The organism is Variovorax sp. FG153 (genome assembly GCF_057809595.1).
In genome coordinates this window covers 1-24229 of the sequence record NZ_JBMDKG010000018.1, presented here as the reverse complement: position 1 = coordinate 24229, position 24229 = coordinate 1, and the positions used below count along the sequence as shown (strand labels likewise).

Below are 24229 nucleotides of genomic sequence, written 5' to 3'. Positions count from 1 at the left end.
GCGGGACAGCCCGGGCATTGTGGAGCCGGCCCTTGCGCGGGCCGCCGCGCAAAGCCCGATATGCTTGTAGGACGACGGGCCCGGCATCGCCGACCTTCACGCCCGACGTTCCCCCACCGCCGATGACCCACCAAGAGACGCCCGAAGCCGCCCCGCCGGCCCCGCCCCCCGCCATGGGCCCGCTGCGCGCGCGCTATGGCGAACGCTACCGCTGGTACCTGCTGCTGTCGGTGATGGTGGGCACGATGGCCTCGATCATGTCCTCGACCATCGTCAACGTGGCGATCCCCGGCATGAGCCACCACTTCTCGCTGGGCCAGGAGCGCGCCCAGTGGGTGAGCTCGGGCTTCATGGTGGCGATGACGGTGTCGATGCTCACCACGCCCTGGCTGCTGGGGCGCTACGGCTATCGGCGCACCTACGTCGGCACGATGCTGCTGCTGCTGGCCGGCGGCATCGCGGGCGGCATGGCCAACGATTTTTCGCTGGTGCTGCTGGCGCGCGTGGCCGAGGGCCTGGCCGCGGGCGTCGTGCAGCCGATCCCCGCGATCATCATCCTGCGCGCCTTCGAGCCCCACGAGCAGGGCCGCGCGAGCGGCATCTTCGGCATGGGCGTGGTGCTGGCGCCGGCCATCGGCCCGAGCATCGGCGGCGTGCTGGTCGACCTGTTCGGCTGGCGCTCGATCTTCTACATGGTGGTGCCGTTCTGCCTCGCTTCGCTGTGGCTGGCCTACAAGTTCGTGCCGACCACCGCGCCCGGCGGCGCGGTCGCGGCACGCAGCGGCGGGCTCGACGTGCGCGGCCTCGCGCTCGGCACCGTGGGCACGCTGTGCCTGCTCAACGGCCTGGTGGCGCTGCGCGGCGATTCGCCGCTCGAGGCGGCCGCGCTGCTGGGCGCCGCGCTGCTCTCGTTCGGGCTCTTCATCTGGTGGCAGCGGCGGCTGGCGGCCGCGGGCGGCACGCCGCTGATGAACCTCGCGCTGTTCGGCTACCGCCAGTTCGCGATGGGCAGCGTGGTCGCCTTCATCTACGGCACCGCGCTGTTCGGCTCCACCTACCTGCTGCCGGTCTACATGCAGGTCGGGCTGCACCTGTCGGCCTCGCACGTGGGCACGATCCTGCTGCCGGCGGGCTTCGTGCTGGCGGCCACCATCGCGGGCGTGGGCCGGCTGGCCGACCGGCAGCCGACCTGGGCGCTGGTGAGCATCGGGCTGGCGCTGCTGGCGGCCTCGTTCGCGCTGATGATGCTGCTGCGCGCCGACAGCGCGCTGTGGCTGCTGGTGGCGTTCGCGATCGTCGGGCGCATCGGGCTGGGCTTCATCCTGCCCTCGCTGAACCTGGGCTCGATGCGGCCGCTGGCCAAGCCGCTGATCCCGCAGGGCGCGAGCGCCATCAACTTCGTGCGCATGCTCGGCGGCGCGGCCGGCGTGAGCCTGTGCGCGATCGTGCTCGAGTGGCGGCTGGCGGCGCACGGCGACTCGCTCGCCAACCCGCAGACCAGCCCGGCGCGGCTGGCGGCCTTCGACGAGGTGTTCGCGATGCTGGCCGGCCTGTGCGCGCTCGCGATCTGCGCGGCCTGGCAGCTTCGCATCCGCGCGAATCCCGGCGACGCGCCCCGCAAGCCGGGGTAAACCCCTGCGGGCAAACGGCCGCCCATCGATTTCAATTGTTATCAGTTGTATCGATTGGACGGTTTTCTCCCATGCATCGTCGGAACTTCATGGCCGCCTCGGCGGCCGCGGCCAGCCTTGGCCTTTTTTCCGTGGCCCGCGCGGCCGAGAACGGGGTCACTGACACCGAGGTGGTGCTCGGCCACACCGGCATCCTCAGCGGCCCGCTGGGCGCGCCGATCAAGGTGGTGATGGCCGGCGCGGGGCTGGCCTTCGACGCCGTCAACGCGCAGGGCGGCGTCTCGGGCCGCAAGATCCGGCTGGTGTCGCTCGACGACGAACTCTCGCCCGAGAAGGCGGTGGCCAACTACGAGAAGCTGCTCGGCGAGCACCGCGCGTTCGCCTTCTTCGGCTGCGTCGGCTCGGCCACCACCGCGGCCGCGGCCAAGGTGCTGTCGCAAAGCGGCGCGCCGATGGTCGCGGGCTATGCGGTGTCGGATTCGGCGCGCGAGAAGGTCATGGGCTCGGGCTACTTCGTACGCGCCACCTTCGCGCGCGAGGCGCAGGCGCTGGTGCAGCACCTCACGACCATCGGCGTGACGCGCATCGCCTCGGCCTGCCTCGACAACCCGGGCGGCGCCGAGGTCACGAAGCTGGTCGAGGCCGCGCTCGCGGCGCACCAGCTCAAGCCGGTGGCGGCCGTGGCGGTCAAGGGCGACGGCTCGACCAACGCCGCCATGGGCAAGGCGCTGGCCGACAGCAAGGCGCAGGCAGTGATCATGTACCTGGGCGGTGCCATCGGCGGCGAGGTGATGAAGAGCGCCTGGGACGCCGGCGGGCGCCAGATGTTCTACGGCATGTCGATCGTGCCGGGCGACGTCACGGCCAGGCTGGTGGGCGACAAGACCAGCGGGCTGGCGATCTCGCAGGTGGTGCCCTATCCCTGGAGCGAGGTCGAGCCGGTGGCGCGCGACTACCGCCAGCTCGCCGAGCGCGCCAAGGTCGACATCGGCTACCTGAGCTTCGAGGGCTACGTGAACGCGCTGGTGATGATCGAGTCGCTGCGCCGCGCCGGCCGCGACCTCACGCGCGCGCGGCTGCATGCGGCGCTCAAGGCGATGAAGCTGCGCATCGCCGGCATGGAGCTCGACTTCACCGGCGCCAGCAACACCGGCTCGCGCTTCATCGAGATGGTCCGCGTGACCAAGGAAGGCCGCTTCCTGCGCTGACGCTGAAGCAAACCCGGGCGCTCGGGTAAGCGGGGGCGGTGTCTAATGGCCCCCATGTGTCAATTGCTAGGGATGAACTGCAACACGCCGACCGACGTGACCTTCAGCTTCACGGGGTTCGCGCAGCGCGGCGGCCGCACCGACCACCACGCCGATGGCTGGGGCATCGCCTTCTTCGAGGACCGCGGGCTGCGCCATTTCGTCGACCACCAGCCGGCCTGCGAGTCGCCGGTGGCCGAGCTGATCCGGCGCTACCCGATCCAGAGCCGCAACGTCATCGCCCACATCCGCAAGGCCACCCAGGGCGAGGTCAACCTGCAGAACTGCCATCCCTTCGTGCGCGAGCTGTGGGGCCGCTACTGGGTGTTCGCGCACAACGGCGACCTCAAGGACTTCCGCCCGCGGCTGCACGGCAACTTCCACCCGGTGGGCAACACCGACAGCGAGCACGCCTTCTGCTGGCTGATGCAGGAGCTCGCGAAGTCGCATGCGGGCGTGCCCAGCGTCGAGGAGCTCACGCTCACCCTGCGCGAACTGGCGCCCCAGCTCGCGCGGCACGGCACCTTCAACTTCATGCTCTCGAACGGCCAGGCGCTGTGGGCCCATGCCTCCACGAACCTCTGGTACGTGGAGCGGCGCCATCCCTTCGTGACCGCGCAGCTGTCGGACGAGGACCTCGAGATCGACTTCGCCCAGCACACCACGCCCCACGACCGCGTCGCGGTGGTGGTGACCGCGCCGCTGACCACCAACGAGGAGTGGACGGCGTTCGAGCCGGGCGAGCTGCATGTGTTCGTGGACGGGCAGCGCTCGGGGCACTGAAGCACCGGCCGCCGTGGCCTGCCGGCAACGGGTTGGCTGACGCCAGGCCGATGGCCCTGCAAACGAAACGTTTTTTCTGACACATTTTCGCAACATTGCAAGAAAGTATCGGTGGGAGGGCCTGAGGCGATAACAATAACGGTTCTCATTTGCGTGAATACGAACCGTCCATGCCCGCCTCCCCCGCCCTTCTCCGCGCCAGCCTCCGCCCGACCGTCGCCGCGACGCTGCTCGTCCTTCATGCCCTGACGGCCTCGGCGCAGACCGCCGCGCCGGCCCCGGCCCAGCCGGCCGCTGCACCGGGCGCTCCCGGCGCCGCGCTCGCCACCATCACCGTCGAAGCGAGCGCCGACGCCTCGGCCGAAGGCCTGGCCAAGCCCTACGCCGGCGGCCAGGTGGCGCGCGGCGGCCGCGCCGGCATCCTGGGCACCCGGGACATGATGGAAACGCCGTTCTCGAGCAACAACTACACCAACGAGCTGATCCAGAACCAGCAGGCCCGCAGCGTGGCCGACGTGCTGCAGAACGATCCCTCGGTGCGCGTGGCACGCGGCTTCGGCAACTTCCAGGAGTCCTATTTCATCCGCGGCTTCATCGTCAATTCCGACGACATCGCCTACAACGGCCTGTACGGCCTGCTGCCGCGCCAGTACATCGCCTCCGAGCTGTTCGAGCGCGTGGAAGTGTTCCGCGGCGCGAGCGCCTTCCTCAACGGCGCGGCGCCCACGGGCGGCGGCATCGGCGGCACCATCAACCTGCTGCCCAAGCGCGCGCCGAACGAGCCGCTCACGCAGTTCACGCTCGGCACCGCGAGCGGCTCGCAGTCCTATGCCGCGACCGACATCGCGCGCCGCTTCGGGCCCGACGACAGCGTGGGCGTGCGCCTGAATGCCGTCCACCGCGACGGCGGCACGGCGGTGAACGGCGAAAGCGTCAAGCTCGACGCGCTGGCGGTCGGCCTCGACTGGCGCAGCCGCGACGCGCGCATCTCGGCCGACATCGGCCACCAGGAGCACCGCCTGCGCAACACGCGCCCCAACGTCACGCTCGGCAGCGCCGTCACCGTGGTGCCCAAGGCGCCCGACAACGACACCAACTTCGCCCAGCCCTGGACCTATTCCTACGAGCGCGACACCTTCGGCTCGGTGCGCGGCGAATACGACATCACGCCGAACATCACGGCCTGGGCCGCGGCCGGCGCGCGCAACAGCTACGAGAACAACTCGCTCGCGGGCCCGACGGTGTCCAACGGCCTGACCGGCGCCTTCACCACCAGCCGCTTCGACAACACGCGCGAGGACAAGGTCAAGACCGCCGAGCTCGGCGTCCGCGGCAAGGTGCGCACCGGCAGCGTGGGCCACGAGTGGGTGCTGGGCTATTCCTACTTCGACCTCGACAAGAAGAACGCCTACGGCCTGGGCCTGGGCACCGGCGGCACGCTCGCCAGCAACATCTACTACCCGCGCGGCTACCTGCCCACGCAGCTCACCTACCTGGGCAACAACCTCGCGAGCCCGCGCCTGAACGGCACCATCACGCTCAAGAGCGTGGCGATCGGCGACACGATGTCCTTCCTGGACGACCGCCTGCTCGTCACGCTCGGCGTGCGCCGCCAGTCGATCAAGACCAGCGACATCAGCTACCAGATCGTGAGCGGCGGCCGGCTGACCTCGGCCGGCGGCGCCGTCACCTCGTACGACCAGAGCCGCACCAGCCCGGTGGCCGGCATCGTGTTCAAGGCGCGCGAGGACCTGTCGGTCTACGCGAACTACATCGAGGGCCTGTCGCCCGGCGAGAGCGCTCCCGCGCAGTCGAACGGCCAGCCGGTGCTCAACGCCGGCCAGTCGCTGCGTCCCTACGTGTCGAAGCAGAAGGAAATCGGCGTCAAGTACGACGCCGGCCGCATCGGCGGCAGCCTGGCGCTGTTCAGCACCGCCAAGCCGCGCGCCTTCGTGGCCAACGGCTCGTTCCAGGCCGGCGGCGAGGACCGCCACCGCGGTGTCGAGCTCAACGTCTTCGGCGAGGCGACCAAGGGCCTGCGCGTGCTCGGCGGCGTGACCTGGCTCGACGCCAAGCAGAAGGAAACGGGCAGCCTCACCACCGACGGCAAGCGCGTGATCGGCGTGCCGAAGGCGCAGGGCAGCATCGGCGTCGAATGGGACGTGCCGGGCGTGCAGGGCCTGTCGCTCAACGGTCGCGTCGTGACCAGCGGCTCGAGCTACGCGGATGCGATCAACACGCTGCGCGTGCCCGGCTGGACACGCCTGGACGTGGGTGCGCGCTACGTCACCGAGGTCGGCAACGGCAAGCTGCTGACCCTGCGCGCGCGCATCGAGAACGTGGCCGACCGCAGCTACTGGGCCTCGGTGGGCGGCTACCCGGGCTCGGGCTACCTGGTGCTGAGCAACCCGCGCACCTTCAGCCTGTCGGCCACGGTCGACTTCTGATCGGCGATCCCGGCTTCCTCGGGATCGAAAAAAAAGGCGCCCGGGGCGAAGACCGCCCCGGGCGCCTTTTTCATGGCCCTCAGGCCGCCTGCTTCAGATGCGCCTCCAGCGCATCGACGAACATCGCCGGCACGTCGAAGCCGGTCTGCTCGGTGATCTCCTGGAAGCAGGTCGGGCTGGTCACGTTGATCTCGGTCACCGAGTCGCCGATCACGTCGAGGCCGATCAAGAGCAGCCCGCGCGGCGCGAGCGCGCGGCCCACGATCTCGGCGATCTCGCGGTTGCGCGGCGTGAGCGGCTGGGCCACACCCTTGCCGCCGGCCGCGAGGTTGCCGCGCACCTCGGTGCCCTGCGGGATGCGCGCCAGCACGAAGGGCGCGGGCTCGCCCGCGATGATCAGGATGCGCTTGTCGCCCTCGACCACGTCGGGCACGAAGCGCTGCACCATGATGGTCTCGGCGCCGTCCTTGTTGAGCGTCTCGACGATCGAGCCGAGGTTCAGCGCGTCCTGCTTCACGCGGAAGATGCCCATGCCGCCCATGCCGTCGAGCGGCTTCAGGATGATGTCGCCGTGCTGCGCATGGAAGTCGCGCACCGCCTGCGCGCTGCGCGTGACCAGCGTGGGCGCGGTGAACTGCGGAAACTCCATGATCGCGAGCTTCTCGGGATGGTCGCGCAGCGCGCGCGGCTTGTTCACCACGCGCGCGCCCTCGCGCTCGGCCTGCTCGAGCAGGTGGGTGGCGTAGATGTACTCGGCGTCGAAGGGCGGGTCCTTGCGCATCAGCACAGCATCGAAATCGGCCAGCGCCTTGGTCTCGACGATGTCGACGGCGTACCAGTCCTTCGGGTCTCCGGTCAGCGTGACCTGGCGCACCGTGGCCGTGACCTTGCCGCCCGACACCCACTGCAGGTCCTGCGGCAGGCAGGCCGCGATGCGGTGGCCGCGGCGCTGGGCCTCGCGCATCATCGAGAAGGTGGTGTCCTTGTAGATCTTGAAGTGATCGAGCGGGTCGGCCACGAAGAGGATGTTTTTCATCAGGAGGTCTTTCCGGCGCCCGGCGGGGCCGCCATGTTGCTGCTGTCGGTCGCGATGTTGCCGGAAGCGGCGAGGCCCTGGCCGGCCGGGGCTTTTGGCGGGCCCGGCCGCCTGCCCAGCCGCTGCACCGCGAGCGCGAACGCGCCCGCCACCACGCCCCAGAAGGCCGAGCCGATGCCGGCGAGGGTCACGCCCGAGAGCGTGACCAGGAAGGTGATCAGCGCGGCCTCGCGGTGCGGCTCGTCGCGCACCGCGGCCGCCAGCCCGCCGCCGATGGTGCCGAGCAGCGCGAGCCCCGCGATGGCCGCCACCAGCTCCTTCGGAAAGGCCGTGAGCAGCCCGGTCACGGCCGCGCCGAACAGGCCGATCACGACATAGATCGCGCCGCAGCTCACGGCCGCGGTGTAGCGCCGCGCCGGGTCCTCGTGGGCTTCGCGGCCCATGCAGATCGCGGCGGTGATGGCGCTGAGGTTCAGCGCGAAGGCGCCGAAGGGCGCGAGCACCAGCGTGGTCAGGCCGCTGATCGTGATGAGCTTGCTGACCGGCAGCTCGCCGTAGCCGGCGGCGCGGATCGCCGCCACGCCCGGCAGGTTCTGCGAGGCCATGGTGACGACGAACAGCGGCAGTGCCAGGCTCACGATCGCCTGCCAGTGGAACACCGGCATGACGAACACCGGCCAGGTCAGCGAGAAATGCACCGCCGACCAGGCGAGCTCGCCGCGCGCGGCCGCGAAGGCGATCGCCACCAGCAGCGTGAGTGGCACCGCATAGCGCGGCAGCCAGCGCTTGCCCACGAGGTAGGTGGCCAGCATCAGCAGCACCAGGGGCAGCGCGGTCTGCGCCGCGGTGAAGGCCGCGAGGCCGAAGCGCGCGAGCACGCCGGCCAGCAGCGCCGAGGCGATGGCCATCGGGATCCGGTTCATCGCGCGCTCGAACCAGCCGGTGGCGCCCGCCAGCACGATCAGCAGCGCGCAGACGACGAAGGCGCCGACCGCCTCGCCCATGCCGTGGCCCGCGCCGGCCACCGCCAGCACCGCGGCACCGGGCGTGCTCCAGGCGATCATCACGGGCTTGCGCCACCACAGCGAGGGCAGCATCGAGGCCAGTCCCATGCCGATGCCCAGCGCCCACATCCACGAGGCCACCATCTCGGGCGTGGCGCCGAAGGCCTGCGCGGCCTGGAACACGATGGCGACCGAACTCGTGAAACCGACGAGCACGGCGACGAAGCCGGCGGTGAAGGCGGAAAGGCTCAGGTCCTTGAAGAAACGCATCGCGCGATTGTGCCGGGCCGCCCGCGCCGGCCCGCCCCGGCCGAACGATGGTCAACAATTTCAGATCGATATGTCGACCATCGGGCACGAGGCTTGCAGGCGGCCTGGGCATGACGACACGCTGGCCCGAACTGCTGCCCTCGCACGACCGCTTCGACTACCGGCCGATCACGCGCCGGCCCGACTACCGCTGGCCCAACGGGGCGCGGCTCGCGGTCTACCTCGGCTTCAACATCGAGCACTTCGCCTTCGGCGACGGGCTGGGCGCCTGCCTCGGCCCGGCCTCGCCGCAGCCCGACGTGCTCAACCACGGCTGGCGCGAATACGGCAACCGCGTGGGCGCCTGGCGCTGCCTCGAGCTGTTCGATGCGCTCGCCTTGCCCACGGGCGCGCTGGTCAACACCGCCCTTTACGACCACTGCCCGGAACTCGTGCAGGCGCTGGTGGCACGCGGCGACGAGCTGATCGGCCATGGCCACAGCAACGCCGAGCGCCAGGGCGCGCTCGGCGAAGACCACGAGCGCGCGCTGCTGGTGCGCTGCCGCGAGCGCATGGCGCGCGAGAGCGGGCAGGCGCCCGCGGGCTGGCTGTCGCCATGGATCTCCGAGAGCCCGCTCACGCCCGACCTGCTGGCCGAGACCGGCTACGGCTACACGCTCAACTGGTGCCACGACGACCAGCCGGTGCGCATGCGCACGCGCGGCGGCGGCGCGATCTGGTCGGTGCCCTACCCGCAGGAGCTCAACGACATCCCGATGATCGTGGGCCGGCTGATGGACGCGAAGGACTTCTGCGCGATGGTGCTCGACAACTTCGAGGAGATGCTGCTGCAGTCGCGCGCCCAGCCGCTGGTGATGGGCCTCGCGCTGCATCCCTACATCGTGGGCCAGCCCTACCGGCTGCGCCACCTGCGCGGCGTGCTGACGCAGCTGGCGCTCGCGCGCGACCGCGGCGAGATCTGGTTCACCACGCCCGGCGCGATCGCGGCGCACATGGGGCAGCTCGCGCTGGAACGGTCCGCAGATTTCGACTGAAAGCGGACAGCCGAACGCAGAAGAACGCCCAAAGCGCGCAGAGGTCGCGACTTCTGCGTTCGGCTGTCCGAATTCAGATCTCTATCTTCGACCCCAACTCCACCACCGCGTTGTTCGGCAGCCCCAGGAAGGCCGCCGCGCCGCTCGCGTTGTGGTGCATCTGCGCGAACAGCTTCTCGCGCCAGGGCGCCATGCCGCTGCCCAGCGTGGGGATCACGACGTCGCGCGAAAGGAAGTAGCTGGTCAGCATCGGCTCGAGCTGGCAGCCGCGCAGGCGCGCGTTGTCGAGCGCGCGCGGCAGGTCGATGTCGTTCTTGAAGCCGTAGTGCACGATCACCTGCCAGCAATGGCGGCCCAGCGGCTCGATCTCGATGCGCTTGTCCATCGGGATCCACGGCACCTCGTGGTTGCGCACGGTGACGAACAGGTTCTGCTCGTGCAGCACCTTGTTGTGCTTGAGGTTGTGCAGCAGCGCATTGGGCACCACGCCGGGCTCGGCCGTGAGGAACACGGCGGTGCCGTCCACGCGCACCGGCGGATTCTCGAACACCGAGTCGAGGAAGGCCTTCAGCTCGATGGCATCGGAGCGCTGCACCTCGCCCATGAGGCGGCGCCCTTCCTTCCAGGTGATCATGAGCATGAACACCGCGCCGCCGATCACCAGCGGGAACCAGCCGCCCTCGGGCAGCTTGAGCAGGTTCGACGCGAAGAACATGAAGTCGATGAAGAAGAAGGCCGCGGTCGAGGCGATGCACAGCGCCAGCGGCAGCTTCCAGGCGTAGCGGATCACGAAGAAGGTCAGCACCGTGGTGATCAGCATGTCGGTGGTCACGGCGATGCCGTAGGCCGCGGCCAGGCTGCTCGAGGAGCGGAACATGACCACCGCCAGCACGATCGCCACGAACAGGCCCCAGTTGACCAGCGGGATGTAGATCTGGCCGGCCGTGCGCACGCTGGTGTGCTCGATGTTCAGGCGCGGCAGGTAGCCGAGCTGGATCACCTGGCGCGTGACGCTGAAGGCGCCCGTGATGAGGGCCTGCGAGGCGATCACCGTGGAGGCGGTGGCCAGCAGCACCAGCGGGATCAGCGCCCACTCGGGCGCCATCATGAAGAACGGGTTCTTCACGGCCTCGGGATTGGCCAGCAGCAGCGCGCCCTGGCCGAAGTAGTTGAGGATCAGCGCCGGCATCACCACGGTGAACCAGGCAATGCGGATCGGTGCCTTGCCGAAGTGGCCGAGGTCGGCGTACAGCGCCTCGGCGCCGGTCACGCACAGCACGATGGCGCCCAGCAGGATGAAGCTGGTGCCGGGGTTGTCCCAGATGAACTTGAGCGCGTAGAACGGGCTCAGGGCCTTGAGGATCTCGGGATGGTCGACGATGTGCCACACGCCGAGCACCGCCAGCGAGAGGAACCACACCAGCGTGATCGGCCCGAAGAAGCGGCCGATGCCCGCGGTGCCGTGCTTCTGCACCGCGAACAGGCAGAACAGCACCACCAGCGTGATCGGGATCACGTAGTGCTTGAAGTGCGGCGACACCACCTCCAGGCCCTCGACCGCCGAGAGCACCGAGATCGCCGGCGTGATCACCCCGTCGCCGTAGAACAGCGAGGTGCCGAAGATGCCGATCACCAGCAGCAGGTGGCGCAGCCGCGGCTTGTCGGCCACGGCGCGCGAGGCCAGCGCCAGCATCGCGACCAGGCCGCCCTCGCCCTCGTTGTCGGCGCGCAGCACGAGCACCACGTACTTGAGCGAGACGATGGTGGTGAGCGTCCAGACGAACATCGAAAGGATGCCGTAGACGTTCTCGACGGTGAAAGGCACGTGGCCGTGGCCGAAGACTTCCTTGACGGCGTACAGCACGCTGGTGCCGATGTCGCCATAGACGACGCCGATGGCGCCGACGATCAGGCCGGCGGAGAGGGATTTGGGGGCTGACACGAGGTCGATGGGAAAAGGGCCGGCGGCTCGCGATGACGACGCATCAGGTATGCCAGGGGGCGTGCCCGGGCGGACGGTGCTTCCGCCGCGCCTCGATCCTCGCCCTCGCCGCCCTTCGATTTCCGTTGCTGTGGGGCCGCTATTCTGCCGTCACCCGCGCGGGCCGCAAACACGGCGGGCGGTGGGGGTCATTCGTAGACTTCGGCATCCGGGTCGGTGGCTTCCATCTCGTAGCTGGCGGCGACCATCGCGAGACGTCCGACCACGCCGTACATGTAGAAGCGGTTGGGCGCGCTGGCGCCGGGCTTGGCGCCGGGCTGCGGCAGGTGCGCGCTCTCGGAGAAGGCCAGCGGCACGAAGCTCGCGCCCGGCAGCTTGAGGTTCTCGTCGGGCGCGCTGTCGGCATGCACGCGGTAGAAGCCGCCGACCACGTAGCGATCCATCATGTAGACCACGGGCTCGGCCACGCCGTTGTGCACGCGCTCGTTGGTCAGCACGCCCTCCTGCACGATGATCTCGCCCGGTTCGCGGGCACCGGCCGGCCGGGCGGCCGCGCCGCGCGCCTTGCCCACGAGGCCCTCGACCTCCTTGGCGTCGCGCACCGTCAGCACGCGCGGGCCCTCGGCGCCGCTCTGGCCCTTGACCACCACGAAGGGCTTCTCGTTGATGCCGTATTCCTTGTACTTGCGGCGCACCTTGGTCAGCACCGCATCGACGTGGCTGGTCAGCACGTCGAGGCCGCGGCCCTCGGCGAGGTCGACGCCGTCGGCGCGCGCGTAGATCGGGTTGATGAGCCAGGGATCGATGCCCAGCAGCTTGCCGAAGCGCTTGGACAGCTCCTCGTAGCTGTGCAGGTGGTTGCTCTTGCGGCGCACCGACCAGCCCGCGTGCAGCGGCGGCAGCAGGTACTGCTCGTGCAGGTCCTCGAGGATGCCGGGCGTGCCCGCCGAGAGCGCGTTGTTCAGCAGGATGGTGCAGGGGTCGAAGTTCTTCAGGCCCAGGCGGCGCTTGGTGCGCACCACCGGCTCGAGCGTGACGACGTCGCCGTGCGGCAGCTCGATCTTCTTGGGCGACTTGATCGCCGGATCGATCGAGCCCACGCGCACGTTGAGCCCGGCCATGTGGAAGATCCGCACCATCTGCGCCACGTTGGCCAGGTAGAAGCTGCTGTTCTTGGCGTTGTTCTCGGGGATCACCAGCAGGTTGCGCGCCTCGGGACAGATCTTCTCGATCGCGGCCTGCGCGGCCTGCACCGCCAGCGGCAGCATTTCCTTGGTGAGGTTGTTCCAGCCGCCGGGAAAGAGGTTGGTGTCGACCGGCGCCAGCTTGAAGCCCGCGTTGCGGATGTCGACCGCGCTGTAGAAAGGCGGCGTGTGCTCCATCCACTCGAGCCGGAACCAGCGCTCGATGGCGGGCATCGAGTCGAGCACCCGCTGCTCCAGTTCGTTGATCGGGCCGGTCAAGGCTGTGACGAGATGCGGAACCATGCGGCGGCCTTCTTTGTTTTCTACTTAACGGTATGCGGGATTCTAGGATTTGGGGACACGAACCCCGATGACAAGCACCATGGCCTACGTGGAATCCACACGCGCCGCCGATGCGAAGGGCACCGCAAGGCGCCCGTCGCGCCCCCTCAGGTCCGGACTTCGCCCTGCCCCAGCACCACGTACTTGAGCGAGGTCAGCCCCTCGATGCCCACCGGTCCGCGGGCGTGGAACTTGTCGGTGCTGATGCCGATTTCGGCCCCGAGGCCGAACTCGAAACCGTCGGCGAAGCGTGTGCTCGCATTGACCATGACGCTTGCCGAATCGACCTCGCGCAGGAAACGCTGGGCATTCACGTGGTCGCGCGTGACGATCGCGTCGGTGTGGTGGCTCGAATAGTGGTTGATGTGCGCGATGGCCTCCTCGAGGCCCGCCACCACCTTGATGCTGATCACCGCGGCCAGGTATTCCTCGGACCAGTCGGATTCCACCGCATCGACCACCTTTGCTCCCGGATCGATAGCACCATCGGCGCGCAGGATCTGGGCCGCGGCCGGATCGCAGCGCATCTCGACGCCCTTGGCGGCGAAGATGGCGCCGATCTTCGGCAGGAAGTCCTCGGCCACCGAGGCCGCCACCAGCAGGCCTTCGGCGGCATTGCAGGGGCTGTACTTCTGGGTCTTGGCGTTGTCGACGATGCGCAGCGCCATGCCGAACTCGGCCGTGTCGTCGACGTAGACGTGGCAGTTGCCGTCCAGGTGCTTGATGACCGGCACCTTGGCGTCGCGGCTGATGCGCTCGATCAGGCCCTTGCCGCCGCGCGGGATGATCACGTCGACGAACTGCGGCATCGCGATCAGCTGGCCCACGGCCTCGCGGTCGGTGGTCTGCACCAGCTGCACCGCCTCCACCGGCAGGCCGGCCTCGGCCAGTGCCCCGGACACCAGCAGCGCCAGCGCCTTGTTCGACTCGATGGCCTCCGAGCCGCCGCGCAGGATGGCGGCGTTGCCCGACTTGATCGCGAGGCTCGCGGCCTCGATGGTCACGTTGGGGCGGCTCTCGTAGATCATGCCGAAGACGCCGATCGGCACGCGCATCTGGCCGACGCGGATGCCGCTGGGCTGCTGCTTCATGCCGATGATCTCGCCGATCACGTCGGCCATGCCCGCGAGCTGCTCGCAGCCGAGGGCGACGGTCTCGATCACCTTGGGACCGAGCTTCAGGCGGTCGACCATCGGGGCCGACAGGCCCGCGGCCGTGGCGCGCTCGAGGTCCTTCTGGTTGGCCGCGGCCAGCACCGGGCCGGCTTCGCGCAGGCGCCGGGCCAGCGCCTTCAACGCTACGTTTTTGGTAGCTGCATCCGCACGCGCCATGAGGGCGGCGGCCGTTTTTGCCTGCAGACCCAGGGTCTGCATGTGTTCACTGACATTGAACGCGTTCATGGGCGGCATTTTCCCACGCCAACCCTGCGGGCGGCTGACGCCGGGAATTCAGGCGCGGCGCGGTGCCGCGGCGCCACCGTTGCCGCAGGCGCGGCACAGCATCAGCGCCAGCCGCTGCAGCGCCTGCCAGCCGCCGGCCGGCCAGTCGGGCTGCTTCAGGCCCTTGACGATGCCGTCGACCAGGTGCGCCGCGCGCAGCAGCCGCGCCAGCATGCGGTCGTCCAGCCGCGGCAGCACGCGCTCGAAGGCGCGCTCGCGCGGGCCCCAGATGCGGTTCTCGCGCAGCGCCATCGGCAGCGGCCGGCCCGCGGCCATCGCATCCTTCACGCGCTTGAGCGCGCGGATGTCCTCGGCCAGCGTGTAGTGCACCAGCACCTCGGCCTCGCCCTCGGCCTGCAGGCCGTCGAGCATGCGCGCCACGCGCTGCGGGTTGCCGCCGAGCACGGCCTCCGACAGCTTGAAGACGTCGTAGCGCGCGACGTTGTTGACCGCGCCCTCGACCTCCTCCCAGCCGAGCTCGCCCTCCGGATGCAGCAGCGCGAGCTTCTGGATCTCCTGGTGCGCCGCGAGCAGGTTGCCCTCGACGCGGTCGGCGAAGAACTGCAGCGTGCGCTGGCCCTCGTCGCCGGGCTTCACGCGCTGGCCCTGCAGCGCGAGCCGCTGGGCGATCCACTGCGGCAGCGCGGCGCGCTCGATCGGGTCGACCTGGATGCTGGCGCCGTGGTTCTCGAGCGCCGAGAACCAGGCGCCGGTGCGCGTGGCCTTGTCCAGCCGCGGCAGCATCACCAGCGTGAGCGTGCCTTCGTTCGAGGCCGCGCCCTCGGCGATCTGCTGCAGCGCGACGCTGCCGTCCTTGCCGGGCTTGCCCGAGGGAATGCGGATCTCGACCATCTGCTTGTCGGCGAACAGCGAGAGCGAGCCGCCGGCCGCGAGCACCGCGCTCCAGTCGAAGTGCGCGCCGGCCACGGTGTACGAGCTGCGCTCGGTATGGCCCTGCGCGCGCGCCGCCGCGCGGATGGCGTCGGCCGCCTCCTGCGCGAGCAGCGGCTCGTCGCCGTGGATCGTGTAGAGCGGCTTCAGCCCCTTCTGCAGGTGGGCCGCGAGCTGGGCGCTGGCGAGCTGCATCGCGTCAGCGGCCGCTCACAGCGTCTTCACCGCCCCGAGGCGGCGCACCAGCTGCTGCGCGATGTCGACCTGCATGTCGCGGAACAGCAGGTCGGCCTCGCCTTCCTTGGCCAGCGCGTTGGTCTCGTTGAAGGTCAGGTCGCGCGTCTGCATGAGCTCGGTGGCCGCCAGCAGGTCCTTGCCGCCCTGCGCGTGCAGGCGGAAGCGCACCTTGAGCACGAGCTGGATCTCGCGCAGCAGGCCGACCGAGTTGGTCGACACCACCAGCCGCTCGCGGTCCTCGCCGAGGATCTCGAGCACCGCCTCCGCGGTCTTGTCGTCGCCCGGCAGCAGGGTCACCGTGCCGGCCGCGCGCAGGTTGCGGCGGATCTGGTTGACCAGCGCCGAATTGCCCGAGACCGCGATCGACTTGAAGGCGAAGACCGGCGGCTTGCGCAGCTCGAAGCCGCAACCGGCCAGGCCCAGCGAGGCGCCGCCGGCGGCCAGGCCCAGGAGGAAGCCGCGGCGCGGCAGCGAGACAGTGCGGATGTTCATGCTTGGCTTGTTCAAATGACCACGTTGACCAGGCGGCCCGGCACCACGATCACGCGCTTGGCGCTCGCGCCCGGCGCGAAGGTGGTGAAGTCCTCGCAGGCCAGCGCGAGCTTCTCGATCTCTTCCTTCGAGGCGCCGGCCGGCACCAGCAGCTTGCCGCGCAGCTTGCCGTTGACCTGCAGCATCAGCTCGATCTCGTCCTGCGCCAGCGCATCGACGTCGACCGTGGGCCAGGGCGCGTCGAGCAGGGCGCCGAGCGCCTGGTCGTAGCCGAGCTCGGTCCACAGCTGCTGGGCGATGTGCGGCGTGGCGGGATAGAGGCAGCGCAGCAGGATACCGAAGCCTTCGTGCAGCGCGGCCGCGTCGCCCGCGCTGCCGTCGGGCTTGAAGCCCTCGAGCGCGTTGAGCAGCTTCATCGCGCCCGACACCACGGTGTTGTATTGCATGCGCTGGTAGTCGTAGTCGACCTGGCGCAGCACGGTGTGCACCTCGCGGCGCAGCGCCTGGGCCGGCTTGCCGTAGGCCGGCTTGCCGCCCGCGGGGGCCGCGACGGCGGACTGCGCCGCGCCGAAGTTCCACACGCGGCGCAGGAAGCGGAAGCTGCCCTCGACGGCCGCGTCGTTCCACTCGAGCGTGGCTTCGGGCGGCGCCGTGAACATGGTGTACAGGCGCGCGGTGTCGGCGCCGTACTTCTCGATCAGGTCCTGCGGGTCGACGCCGTTGCGCTCGCTCTTGCCCATCTTGCCGACGCCGCCGTACTCGACCTTGGTGCCGTCGGCCGCGGTGCCGCCGACGATGCGGCCCTGCGCGTCGAGCTCCGGCGTGACTTCCGAGGGCGGGAAGTAATCCTTGCCGCCCTTCTCGTTGCGCGCGTAGAAGATCTGGTTGAGCACCATGCCCTGGGTCAGCAGCTTGCTGAAGGGCTCGTCGGCCTTCACCAGGCCGAGGTCGCGCATCACCTTGGTCCAGAAGCGCGCGTACAGCAGGTGAAGAATGGCGTGCTCGATGCCGCCGATGTACTGGTCCATCGGCATCCAGTAGTCGGCGCCCTCGGCCACCATCGCCTGGTCGTTCTTCGGATCGCAGTAGCGCATGAAGTACCACGACGAGTCGACGAAGGTGTCCATCGTGTCGGTCTCGCGCCGCGCGGCCTTGCCGCACACCGGGCACACCACGCCGGCATGGAAGCCCTCGTGCTTGTTCAGCGGATTGCCGGAACCGTCGGGCACGCAGTCGGTGGGCAGCACCACCGGCAGGTCCTTCTCGGGCACCGGCACCGCGCCGTGCTCCTCGCAATGGATGATCGGGATCGGCGTGCCCCAGTAACGCTGGCGGCTCACGCCCCAGTCGCGCAGGCGCCAGGTGGTCTGCAGCTCGCCCAGGCCCTTCTGGCCCAGCGCATGCGCCACGGCGGCCACGGCCTCCTTGTAGGACATGCCGCTGAAGTTGTCGGAGTTGATGGTCACGCCGCGCTGCTTGTCGCCGTACCAGTCCTGCCACTTGTGATAGTCGAAGTGCGGCTCGTCGTCGACCAGCACCACCTGGATGATCTCGATGCCGTACTTGTTGGCGAAGGCGAAGTCGCGCTCGTCGTGTGCGGGCACGCCCATCACGGCGCCGTCGCCGTAGCCGATCAGCACGTAGTTGCCGACCCACACCGGCACCTGCTCCTCGGTGATCGGGTGCGTCACCGTGAGGCCCGTGGGCACGCCCTTCTTCTCCTGGGTGGCGAGCTCGGCCTCGGTGGTGCCGCCGCTCTTGCACTCCTCGATGAAGGCCGCGACCTTGGGATCGAGCGTGGCGGCATGCGCGGCCAGCGGATGCTCGGGCGCGACGGCGCAGAAGGTCACGCCCATGATGGTGTCGGCGCGCGTGGTGAACACGTACATGCGGCCGTCCTGGATCGGCTGGCCATCGGCGCCCTTGATGTCATGGGTGAAGGCGAAGCGCACGCCCTCGCTCTTGCCGATCCAGTTCTCCTGCATCAGCTTGACGCGCTCGGGCCAGCCCGGCAGCTTGTGCTGGGTGTGCTCGAGCAGTTCCTCGGCGTAGTCGCTGATCTTCAGGTAGTAGCCCGGGATCTCGCGGCGCTCGACCGTGGCGCCGGTGCGCCAGCCCTTGCCGTCGATCACCTGCTCGTTGGCCAGCACGGTCTGGTCGACCGGGTCCCAGTTCACTACCTGGGTCTTGCGGTAGGCGATGCCCTTCTCGAGCATCTTGAGGAACAGCCACTGGTTCCACTTGTAGTAGCTCGGATCGCAGGTGGCGATCTCGCGGCTCCAGTCGATCGCCAGGCCCATGGCCTGGAGCTGCCCCTTCATGTAGGCGATGTTCTCGTAGGTCCACTTGGCCGGCGGCACGCCGTTCTTCAGCGCCGCGTTCTCGGCCGGCAGGCCGAAGGCGTCCCAGCCCATGGGCATCAGCACGTTGTAGCCGCTCATGCGCAGGTAGCGCGTGAGCATGTCGTTGATCGTGTAGTTGCGCACGTGGCCCATGTGCAGCTTGCCGCTGGGATACGGCAGCATCGAGCAGGCGTAGTACTTCTTGCGGCTCGCGTCCTCGGTCACGCGGTAGGCATCGACGGCGCTCCATTGCGCCTGGGCAGCGGACTCGACGTCGCTGGGTTTGTAGCTGGGGTTCATGACGGGGTTCGGCAGGAGCCCGGCGCGGGGCGGCCGGGAAGGCGGATTATCGCGCCCCGGCCGCCCGGCTCCCGCCGGGCCGGGCCATTCAGCGGGCTTTGGGTGCCGGCCGCCGGTCGGGCGGCGGCGCGGGGGTCCATTCGTCGCCGTACAGCTCGGGCTCGGCGTAGGCCTCGATGTTGGCGAAATGCCGCTCGAAATCCTCGCGGTAGAACAGCCCCGCGATGCCCGCGGCCAGCCGCTTGGCGCCGTCGCTGATGGCCGGGATGTCGCCCGAGACCGTGCCGTGCGAGAGCGCGGCCGGATAGCAGAAGCAGTGGATGCGCGCGAGGCCCGGGCAGGCGCCCGCCACCCGCTCCTCGAACTCGAACGCCGGGCCGAGGTCGGGCGAATCGGCCAGCTCCTGGTCCTCGTCGCCGGGCGCGGGCACGAAGCGCTCCTTCCAGGTCCGCACATGGGGCGCGATGGCGGCGAACTCGGGGCGCGCCGCCCAGTCGACCTTGAAGCCGGTCGAGACGATCAGGAAGTCGAACTCGAAATCCGCGCGCGGCGTCGCCACGCGGATCGCGCCGTCGCCGGCCAGCGCCACCGCCTCGACCGGGCAGCCGAAGTTGAAGAAGGCGTTGGCGAAGCGCGACACGCGCAGGGTGCTGCCGTGCGGCGGCGGCACGTTGAGCCGGTTGATGTAGTGGCGCACGCGCCACTTGTTCTCGTCGGGCAGGTCGTAGTGCCCCTGGGTCAGGCCCGGCACGCCGGCGCCCTTGCCCTTGTTGACGCGCGGCAGGTCGGGGCGGCGGATCAGCAGCTCGACGCTGCGCGCGCCGGCCTCCAGCGCGGTGGCGGCGCTATCCATGGCCGAGGAGCCCGCGCCGATCACGCCCACGCGCAGCCCGGCGAGCCGGCCGTAGTCCATGGCGTCGGACGAATGCGCCCAGCGCTCGCGCGGCAGCCCGGCCACGAAATCCGGCACCGCCGGGCCGCCGAGGCCGTCGCGCCCGGTGGCCAGCACCACGCGGCGCGCGAACACGCGCCGCGCGCCGGCGGGCGTGCGCAGGTCCAGCCGCACCAGCGCGCCGCCGGCCTCGGGCACGATCGCCGTGACCGCGCAATCGTTGCGCACCTCGAGCGCCATCGCGCGCCGGTACCAGCGCAGGTAGTCCATCCATTGCAGCCGCGGGATCTTGTCGAGCGCGGCCCAGGCGGCACCGCCGTGCTGGGCCTCGAACCAGGCGCGGAAGCTCAGCGCCGCGAGCCCCAGCGCCGGGCCGGTGAGTTCCTTCGGCGAGCGCAGCGTCTCCATGCGCGCGGTGGTGGCCCAGGGTCCCTCGAGACCTTCGGGCGCGCGGTCGAACACCACGGCGTGGATGCCCTGGTTCGCGAGCGCGGCCGCCGCGGCCAGCCCGGCCTGCCCGCCGCCGACGATGGCCACGTCGAGCACCGCCTCGCCCTCGTGTTCGCGGACCGGCATCCAGGCGCGGGCGCGCCAGCCCAGGATGTCGAGGTCGCGCGCGAGCCGGCGCTCGAGCGCGGGCAGCCCTTCGGCATCGGAGGCGGGGGGCGGGGAACCCGCGTTGGCGTGGGGAATCGTCTCTGTCATGGAGCGCGTGCAGTGTAGAGAGTCGCGGGGCGCGCACGAGCGTACCGCTGGCCCGGATTTCGCATGCCACAATGATTTCAGACCAAGGGACAGCATGGGCAGCAGCAGCAACGGCAGCAAGAGCGATGACTGGTGGCGCGGCGCGGTGATCTACCAGATCTATCCGCGCAGTTTCATGGACAGCAACGGCGATGGCATCGGCGACCTGCCCGGCATCACGGCGCGGCTGCCGCACGTGGCCTCGCTCGGGGTCGATGCGATCTGGGTCTCGCCCTTCTTCCGCTCGCCGATGAAGGACTTCGGCTACGACGTGGCCGACTACCGCGCGGTCGACCCGATGTTCGGCACCCTGGCCGACTTCGACGCCATGCTCGCGCGGGCGCACGAACTGGGCCTGAAGCTCATCATCGACCAGGTGCTCTCGCACACCTCCGACCAGCACGCCTGGTTCGCCGAGAGCCGCGCGAGCCGCGACAACCCCAAGGCCGACTGGTACGTATGGGCCGACCCCAAGCCCGACGGCACGCCGCCCAACAACTGGCTCTCGGTCTTCGGCGGGCCGGCCTGGCAATGGGATTCGCGCCGCCGCCAGTACTACCTGCACAGCTTCCTGGCCGAGCAACCCGACCTCAACTTCCATTGCCCCGCGGTGCAGGACGCGCTGCTCGGCGAGGTCGGCTTCTGGTGCGAGCGCGGCGTCGACGGCTTCCGCTTCGACGCCTGCAACCACCAGTTCCACGACGCCCTGCTGCGCAGCAACCCGCCGGCCTCGGCGCAGTCGGTGGGCGAGGTCAGCACGGTGCGCGCAGACAACCCCTACGCGATGCAGCAGCATCTGTACGACAAGAGCCAACCCGAGAACCTGCTGTTCCTCGAGCGGCTGCGCGCCCTGCTCGAGCGCCACGGCGCGGTCGCGCTCGGCGAGGTCGGCGACGAGAACGCGCCGCCCGTGATGGCGCAGTACACCGCGCGCGGCCGGCGCCTGCACCTGGCCTACAGCTTCAGCCTGCTGACCGCCGACCACACGGCGAAGCACCTGCGCCAGCAGGTCGAGGCGCTCGACCATGCGCTCGCGGCCACCGGCGGCTGGGGCTGCTGGGCGGTGTCGAACCACGACGTGCCGCGCGTGGCCACGCGCTGGAGCGACGGCGCGGCGCCCGACGTCCGGCGCAGCCGCCTGTGGCTCGCGCTGCTGCTGTCGCTGCGCGGCAGCGCCGGCATCTACCAGGGCGAGGAACTGGGCCTGCCCGAGGCCGAGGTGCCGTTCGAGCTGCTGCAGGACCCCTACGGCCGCGCCTTCTGGCCCGAGTTCAAGGGCCGCGACGGCTGCCGCACGCCGATGCCCTGGCGCGGCGACGACGCGCAGGGCGGCTTCACCACCGGCACGCCCTGGCTGCCGATGTCGCCCGCGCAGCTGCCGCTGGCGGTCGACCGCCAGGAAGGCGATGCGCGGTCGATGCTGGCCTTCAGCCGCGCGATGCTGCGCTGGCGCCGCGCGCAGCCGCTGCTGCACACGGCAGCCATCGCCTTCTTCGACGCGCCCGAGCCGGTGCTGTGGTTCGAGCGGCGCGAGGGCGCGAATTCACTGCAGGCCGTGTTCAACCTCGGCGCGGCGCCGGTGTCGATCATGCTGCGCGAAACCCTGCGCGCCGTGGTCGACGCGCCACTGGCGTCGACCGCGACGCTCGGCGGCGCCGACGGTCGCGCGCTCACGCTGGCGCCCTTCGGCGCCTTCTTCGGCGAACCGATCACCGACTGAGCCCATGGCCCCGACGCAACTGCCCGAAGCCGAAGTCCATGCGCTGATGCGCGCCGAGCACGGCGACCCCTTCGGCGTGCTCGGCCCGCACGAGACCGCGCGCGGCCTGGTGGTGCGCGCGCTGCTGCCCGGCGCGCAGGGCGTCACGGTGCTGCATGCGCGCTCTGGCTGGCCGTTGGCCACGCTCGAGCGGCACGAGGGCTCCGACCTCTTCGCCGGCCTGGTGCCCGCGGCCCAGGCGCGCATGGGCTATGCGTTCCAGGTCGACTGGGGTTCGCACGTCTCGCGCATCGACGACCCCTACCGCTTTCCCTTCGTGCTCGGCGACACCGACATCTGGCTGCTGGCCGAGGGCACGCACCTGCGCCCCTGGGAGCGCCTGGGCGCGCACCTGCGCGAGATGGACGGCGTCAAGGGCGTGGCCTTCGCGGTCTGGGCGCCGAATGCGCGCCGCGTGTCGGTGGTCGGCGACTTCAACAACTGGGACGGCCGGCGCCACATGATGCGGCTGCGCCGCGAGTGCGGCGTGTGGGAGGTCTTCGCGCCGCATGTGGCGGTGGGCGATGCCTACGAGTTCGAGATCCTGTCGGCGCAGGGCGAGCTGCTGCGCAAGGCCGACCCCTTCGCCTTCTCGTCGCGGCTGCGGCCCGACACCGCCTGCGTGGTGCGCCCGCTGCCGCCGGTCGCCACCATGCCCGCGGGCCGTGCCAAGGCCAACGGGCGCGATGCGCCGATCAGCATCTACGAGGTGCACCTGGGCTCGTGGCGGCGCAAGAACGGCCACGAATGGCTGGACTACATCGAGCTCGCCGACACCCTGGTGCCCTACGTGCGCGACATGGGCTTCACCCACATCGAGCTGCTGCCCATCACCGAGCATCCGTTCGACGGCTCCTGGGGCTACCAGCCGATCGGCCTCTATGCGCCGACCTCGCGCTTCGGCACCCCGAGCGACTTCCGCTTCTTCGTGGCCGCGGCGCATGCAGCCGGGCTCGGCGTGATCCTCGACTGGGTGCCCGCGCACTTCCCGACCGACGCGCACGGCCTGGGCCGCTTCGACGGCACGGCGCTGTACGAGTACGCCGATCCGCGCGAGGGCTTCCACAACGACTGGAACACGCTGATCTTCAACTGGTCGCGCACCGAGGTGCGCAACTACCTCGTGGGCAACGCGCTGTACTGGCTCGAGCGCTACGGCATCGACGGCCTGCGCGTGGACGCCGTGGCCTCGATGCTCTACCGCGACTACAGCCGCGGGCCCGGCGAATGGGTGCCGAACGCGCAAGGCGGGCGCGAGAACCTCGAGGCGATCGAGTTCCTGCGCCGCATGAATCGCGTGGTGGGCACCGAGCGCCCCGGCGCGGTGACGATCGCCGAGGAGTCGACCAGTTTTCCCGGCGTGACGCGCCCGCCCGAGGACGGCGGGCTGGGCTTCCACTACAAGTGGAACATGGGCTGGATGAACGACATCCTGGCCTACGCGGGCAAGGACCCGGTGTATCGGCCGCACCACCACCGCGAGATCACCTTCGGGCTGATGTACGCGCACAGCGAGAACTTCGTGCTGCCGTTCTCGCACGACGAGGTGGTGCACGGCAAGGGCTCGATGATCGCGCGCATGCCGGGCGACGAATGGCAGAAGTTCGCGGGGCTGCGCAACCTGTACGGCTATCTCTGGGCCTATCCGGGGAAGAAGCTGCTGTTCATGGGCTGCGAGTTCGCGCAGGTGGCGGAGTGGAATGCGGATCGCAGCCTCGACTGGCATCTGCTCGAGCACGCCTCGCATCAAGGGGTGCGGCGGCTGGTGCGGGATCTCAACAACGTGTATCGACACTATCCGGCGTTGCACGAGCTCGACCATGAAGGGGCGGGGTTCGAGTGGCTGGTGCATGACGATACGGCGCAGTCGGTGTTTGCCTTTGTTCGTCGGGGGCGGGATGGGGCGTTCGTTTTGGCCGTCTGCAATTTCACGCCTGTGGTTCGGCATGGGTATCGGGTGGGGGTGCCTTGTTCGGGGTCCTATCGGGAGATCATCAATACCGATGGGGTTGTTTATGGGGGGAGTGGTGTGGGGAATGGGGTGGTTGCCAGTGAGGCTTTGGCTTGGCATGGGAAAGCGGATTCGGTGGTGGTTGATTTGCCTCCCCTGGCTACCTTGATGTGGGTGTTGGTTTGAATTTGAGTTGTTTGTCTTGCAGAGGCAGGAGCCGGGAATTCCGCCCGGCGGCGGACCTACTTTCTTTTGCTTCGCC

General features: G+C 69.8%; 15 protein-coding genes and 1 pseudogene. 7 read left to right on the top strand and 9 right to left on the bottom strand.

Annotated features, from left to right (window positions below; all coding sequences use genetic code 11):
* The first annotated feature begins 122 nt into the window (after positions 1 to 122).
* The 4 genes from ACODT0_RS20020 to ACODT0_RS20005 all read left to right on the top strand — a co-directional run bounded on the left by ACODT0_RS20020 (position 123) and on the right by ACODT0_RS20005 (position 6108).
* On the top strand, positions 123 to 1631 hold the full coding sequence (locus tag ACODT0_RS20020) for an MFS transporter (RefSeq protein ID WP_261209457.1): 1509 nt from the start codon (positions 123 to 125) through the stop codon (positions 1629 to 1631).
* 71 nt (positions 1632 to 1702) lie between these two features.
* A complete protein-coding gene (locus tag ACODT0_RS20015) occupies positions 1703 to 2839 on the top strand; it encodes an ABC transporter substrate-binding protein (RefSeq protein WP_422099766.1) in 1137 nt (378 codons plus the stop codon).
* A 54-nt stretch (positions 2840 to 2893) separates the two neighbouring features.
* The gene (locus ACODT0_RS20010) at positions 2894 to 3661 is read left to right on the top strand and encodes a class II glutamine amidotransferase (RefSeq protein ID WP_057593847.1); all 768 of its coding nucleotides are present in this window, start codon (positions 2894 to 2896) and stop codon (positions 3659 to 3661) included.
* A gap of 170 nt (positions 3662 to 3831) precedes the next feature.
* Positions 3832 to 6108, top strand: coding sequence for a TonB-dependent receptor (locus tag ACODT0_RS20005; RefSeq protein WP_489042119.1), 2277 nt, complete (start codon positions 3832 to 3834; stop codon positions 6106 to 6108).
* 79 nt (positions 6109 to 6187) lie between these two features.
* On the opposite strand, the gene gshB is transcribed toward ACODT0_RS20005, so the two are convergent.
* Both gshB and ACODT0_RS19995 read right to left on the bottom strand, forming a co-directional pair.
* Positions 6188 to 7144 carry a glutathione synthase gene (gene gshB, locus ACODT0_RS20000; RefSeq protein ID WP_057593846.1) on the bottom strand — a complete coding sequence of 319 codons (957 nt, stop codon included), beginning with the start codon at positions 7142 to 7144 and terminating at the stop codon, positions 6188 to 6190.
* Positions 7144 to 8421: pseudogene (locus ACODT0_RS19995) on the bottom strand (benzoate/H(+) symporter BenE family transporter); the annotation flags it as partial. The gene gshB and the pseudogene ACODT0_RS19995, both read right to left, overlap by 1 nt.
* Positions 8422 to 8528: 107 nt before the next feature.
* Between ACODT0_RS19995 and ACODT0_RS19990 the strand changes: the two are divergent.
* Positions 8529 to 9452, top strand: a complete 924-nt coding sequence (locus ACODT0_RS19990; protein WP_489042118.1) for a polysaccharide deacetylase family protein — start codon at positions 8529 to 8531, stop codon at positions 9450 to 9452.
* Between the two features lie 73 nt (positions 9453 to 9525).
* On the opposite strand, the gene ACODT0_RS19985 is transcribed toward ACODT0_RS19990, so the two are convergent.
* From ACODT0_RS19985 to ACODT0_RS19955, 7 genes are all read right to left on the bottom strand, one after another.
* Positions 9526 to 11394 carry a potassium transporter Kup gene (locus ACODT0_RS19985; protein ID WP_057593843.1) on the bottom strand — a complete coding sequence of 623 codons (1869 nt, stop codon included), beginning with the start codon at positions 11392 to 11394 and terminating at the stop codon, positions 9526 to 9528.
* Between the two features lie 188 nt (positions 11395 to 11582).
* Positions 11583 to 12881 carry a glutamate--cysteine ligase gene (gshA, locus tag ACODT0_RS19980; RefSeq protein ID WP_057593842.1) on the bottom strand — a complete coding sequence of 433 codons (1299 nt, stop codon included), beginning with the start codon at positions 12879 to 12881 and terminating at the stop codon, positions 11583 to 11585.
* Between the two features lie 146 nt (positions 12882 to 13027).
* Positions 13028 to 14320, bottom strand: a complete 1293-nt coding sequence (locus ACODT0_RS19975) for a glutamate-5-semialdehyde dehydrogenase (protein ID WP_413761651.1) — start codon at positions 14318 to 14320, stop codon at positions 13028 to 13030.
* A 48-nt stretch (positions 14321 to 14368) separates the two neighbouring features.
* Complete coding sequence (gene holA / locus ACODT0_RS19970) at positions 14369 to 15445, bottom strand: DNA polymerase III subunit delta (protein WP_057593841.1); 1077 nt, start codon at positions 15443 to 15445, stop codon at positions 14369 to 14371.
* Positions 15446 to 15460: 15 nt separating this feature from the next.
* On the bottom strand, positions 15461 to 15979 hold the full coding sequence (locus ACODT0_RS19965) for an LPS-assembly lipoprotein LptE (RefSeq protein ID WP_057593840.1): 519 nt from the start codon (positions 15977 to 15979) through the stop codon (positions 15461 to 15463).
* A gap of 11 nt (positions 15980 to 15990) precedes the next feature.
* Positions 15991 to 18621, bottom strand: a complete 2631-nt coding sequence (gene leuS, locus ACODT0_RS19960; protein WP_489042117.1) for a leucine--tRNA ligase — start codon at positions 18619 to 18621, stop codon at positions 15991 to 15993.
* A gap of 88 nt (positions 18622 to 18709) precedes the next feature.
* Positions 18710 to 20218, bottom strand: a complete 1509-nt coding sequence (locus ACODT0_RS19955; RefSeq protein WP_489042116.1) for a SidA/IucD/PvdA family monooxygenase — start codon at positions 20216 to 20218, stop codon at positions 18710 to 18712.
* Positions 20219 to 20312: 94 nt separating this feature from the next.
* On the opposite strand from ACODT0_RS19955, the gene ACODT0_RS19950 reads away from it, so the two are divergent.
* Positions 20313 to 21977, top strand: coding sequence for an alpha-amylase family glycosyl hydrolase (locus tag ACODT0_RS19950; protein WP_422099761.1), 1665 nt, complete (start codon positions 20313 to 20315; stop codon positions 21975 to 21977).
* Positions 21978 to 21981: 4 nt separating this feature from the next.
* A complete protein-coding gene (glgB, locus tag ACODT0_RS19945) occupies positions 21982 to 24153 on the top strand; it encodes a 1,4-alpha-glucan branching protein GlgB (protein ID WP_489042115.1) in 2172 nt (723 codons plus the stop codon).
* The last annotated feature ends 76 nt before the right edge of the window (positions 24154 to 24229 follow it).